Origin of the sequence: uncultured Actinobacillus sp. (assembly GCF_945915845.1) — a bacterium.
GTDB lineage: Bacteria > Pseudomonadota > Gammaproteobacteria > Enterobacterales > Pasteurellaceae > Exercitatus.
Genome location: NZ_CAMEFX010000079.1, coordinates 1 through 3,513, shown reverse-complemented (window position 1 = coordinate 3,513; position 3,513 = coordinate 1). Strand labels below are relative to the sequence as shown.

The following is a 3,513-nucleotide window of genomic DNA, read 5'->3' as shown; positions in this document are numbered from 1 at the left end:
GGCTTTTTTAGGCGACAACGCAGCTTTTTATTGAAAGATAAACAGACCCTAAAAAAACTCGGTAATCTCCAACCCGATAGCGGTATTCATACTGATGATTGGTCAGTGCTTTGATATTTGTGCAATCAGGGAATAACTTAAGTGTTTCACATTTTTCAATAATGTGAGCTTTAGTGGGGATTTTCCTTAATTGTTTTAATGCTTTGGGTTGGTAGATGATTTCTTTCATAAATCAAACGAGTTAATTATTTATAAGTTTATGATATAGGTTTTATAAGTTTTTGCAAGCATTTTTACCCTACAAAATTTCCAAATGATTTCAATGGATTAAACGTAGGGGCGAAATATCTTTCGCCTCAAAACATTCGTGATAAATCAGGGCGAAAAATATTTCGCCCCTACCATGTTGTTTTTTCATCCATCCTACGCCGTTTTTGCGCTCTCGGACAGGGATAAACCCTGTCCCTACGACCTATGACGATGACACCGACAACACCTATGACGTAATCGATTAGACATGAAACGTAGGGGCGAAATATCTTTCGCCCCAAACAATCGTGATAAATCAAGGGCGAAAAATATTTCGCCCCTACCATGTTGTTTTTTCATCCATCCTACGCCGTTTTTGCGCTCTCGGACAGGGATAAACCCTGTCCCTACGACCTATGACGATGACACCGACAACATCTATGACGTAATCGATTAGACATGAAACGTAGGGGCTAATTACATTAGCCCCTACAAAAATCAATTTTATTTTTCAATGATTTCAATGGATTAACCGTAGGGGCGAAATATCTTTCGCCCAAAACATTTGTGATAAATCAGGGCGAAAAATATTTCGCCCCTACAGCCCCAAAACAATTGTGATAAATCAGGGCGAAATATCTTTCGCCCCGTTGCACCATAAAATCTGCTACATCAACCCAACTCCGCCCTCAATTTCTTCGTCACGTCCACCATCACTTGCAACTGCTCAATGGTTTCTTTCCAGCCTCGGGTTTTTAAGCCACAGTCCGGGTTTACCCATAAGCGTTCTTTTGGTACGACTTTCAAGGCTTTACGCAACAAGTGTTCGATCTCTTCCGCTTTTGGTACGCGAGGGCTGTGAATGTCGTACACACCCGGGCCGATGTCGTTCGGGTATTTGAAATCGGCAAAGGCGGTAAGTAGTTCCATATCGGAGCGTGAGGTTTCAATGGTAATCACGTCCGCATCTAAGCCGGCAATCGCTGGCAAAATGTCGTTAAATTCGGAATAACACATATGGGTGTGGATTTGGGTGTCATCTTGCACGCCCATATAGCTTAAACGGAAGGCTTCGCCCGCCCATTGCAAATAAGCGTCCCAATCTGACCGCTTGAGTGGCAAGCCTTCACGGATTGCAGGCTCATCAATTTGGATCACTTTGATCCCTGCCGCCTCTAAATCCAACACTTCGTCCGATAAGGCTACGCCGATTTGTTTGCACACCGTTGAACGTGGAATATCGTTACGCACGAATGACCATTGTAAAATCGTTACCGGCCCTGTCAGCATTCCTTTCATCACTTTGTTGGTAAGGCTTTGGGCATATTGCGACCAACGCACCGTCATCGGTTCAGGGCGAGCCACATCGCCATAAATCACTGGCGGTTTGACACAGCGTGAGCCGTAACTTTGCACCCAACCGAATTTGGTAAAGGCAAAGCCGTCAAGCAATTCGCCGAAATATTCCACCATATCGTTACGTTCCGCTTCGCCGTGAACCAGCACATCTAAATCTAACTCTTCTTGGCGGCGAACCACATATTCAATTTCTTTTTTCATCGCCGCTTCATAATCCGCAAGGCTTAACTCGCCTTTTTTGAAACTCGCACGAGCGTGGCGGATTTCGCTGGTTTGTGGGAATGAACCGATATTTGTCGTTGGTAAAAGCGGTAAGTTTAGCCACGCATTTTGCTTCGCAATACGCGCTGCAAATGGCGATTTACGGCGATCTGCCCCTTCAGGTAAGTTAGCTAAACGAGCCGCCACTTCTGCACGGTGGATCTCTTTTGATGTCGCACGCGCATCCGCTGCCGCTTGGCTTGCCGCTAATTGTGCTTGTACCGCTGTTCGACCTTGTTCAAGTGCGGTCTTAATTACCGACAATTCTTCAACTTTTTGTAGTGCAAAAGCAAGCCATTGATAAAGTTCAGGTTTATTCGCTTGTAGTTGCGTTTCCACCGCTAAATCAAAAGGCGTATGCAACAAAGAACAGCTTGGGGCAATCCACAAACGTTCGCCAAGTTTGGCTTTTAATGGCTCAAGCACGTCCAGCACTTGATTTAAGTTTGCACGCCAAATGTTACGCCCGTCAATCACGCCTGCCGAAAGCACTTTGCGGTAATCGTCAAATGCCGTAAGTTGTTCAGGTGCGCGTACTAAATCCAAATGCAAGCCGTCCACCGCTAAGCCTTTGAGCAATTCTGCGTGTTCTGCCACTGAGCCAAAATAGGTGGCTAATAACAATTTCGCATTCACTTGGCTTAATTCCGCATAGACCGCCTGATAAGCCGCCAGCCACTCCGCCGGTAAATCTAAGGCTAAAGCCGGCTCGTCAATTTGGATCCATTCCACGCCTTCCGCCGCAAGTGCGGTTAAAATTTCACGGTAAACAGGCACAAGTTTGTTTAATAACTCAAAACGATTGAAGGCTTCGCCCTTCTCTTTGCCTAACCAAAGGAAAGTTAAAGGCCCGACAATCACTGGTTTGACATTTAAGCCCAAGGCTTTTGCTTCACGGATTTGATTAACATAGTGAGCAGGGTTGGCTTTAAATTCGGTATTTTTGTGGAACTCAGGCACGAGATAGTGGTAGTTGGTATCAAACCATTTGGTCATCTCAATGGCAAATTGATCTTTGTTACCACGCGCCAGTTGGAAGTATTGAGAAAGGGTTAAATTTTGGCTGTCAAACCCAAAACGCGCAGGAATTGCTCCCGTTGCTACTTGTAGATCTAAAATATGATCGTAAAAGGTAAAATCGCCCACCGCTACGAAATCAGCGTTTGCTGCCGCTTGATGTCGCCAGTTTTTTTCACGCAAGGCTTTGGCTAAATCTAATAAATCTTGTTCTGCAATTTCCCCACGCCAGTAACGTTCTTGTGCAAATTTTAATTCACGTTTCGCCCCAACGCGTGGAAAGCCTAAGATGTGGTATGTTGTCATAATGTTCTCCTTCAATAGATTTGATATTTCTTTCATTTGGACGTTTAGCCGTCTAAATGATGTTTTTTATCATCTACAAAAATAGAACATTATGCAACTTCATAAAATTCAAGTTAATTATGAATTAAATTAATATTTGAGTGTATTCAGGGCGAAAAATATTTCGCCCCTACCATGTTGTTTTTTCATCCATCCTACGCCGTTTTTGCGCTCTCGGACAGGGATAAACCCTGTCCCTACGACCTATGACGATGACACCGACAACACCTATGACGTAATCGATTAGATATGAACTGTAGGGACGCCACGCTTGGCGTCCAT

1 protein-coding gene is annotated in these 3,513 nt (G+C 44.3%); it reads right to left on the bottom strand.

What is annotated here, in order from left to right; genetic code table 11:
• Positions 1-921 precede the first annotated feature (921 nt).
• Positions 922-3,192, bottom strand: coding sequence for a 5-methyltetrahydropteroyltriglutamate--homocysteine S-methyltransferase (metE, locus tag Q0O89_RS10375; protein WP_293731618.1), 2,271 nt, complete (start codon positions 3,190-3,192; stop codon positions 922-924).
• Between the last annotated feature and the right edge of the window lie 321 nt (positions 3,193-3,513).

Coding starts and splice junctions, on each gene's coding strand:
- metE (WP_293731618.1), bottom strand. CDS start 3,192: ATGACAACATACCACATCTTAGGCTTTCCACGCGTTGGGGCGAAACGT.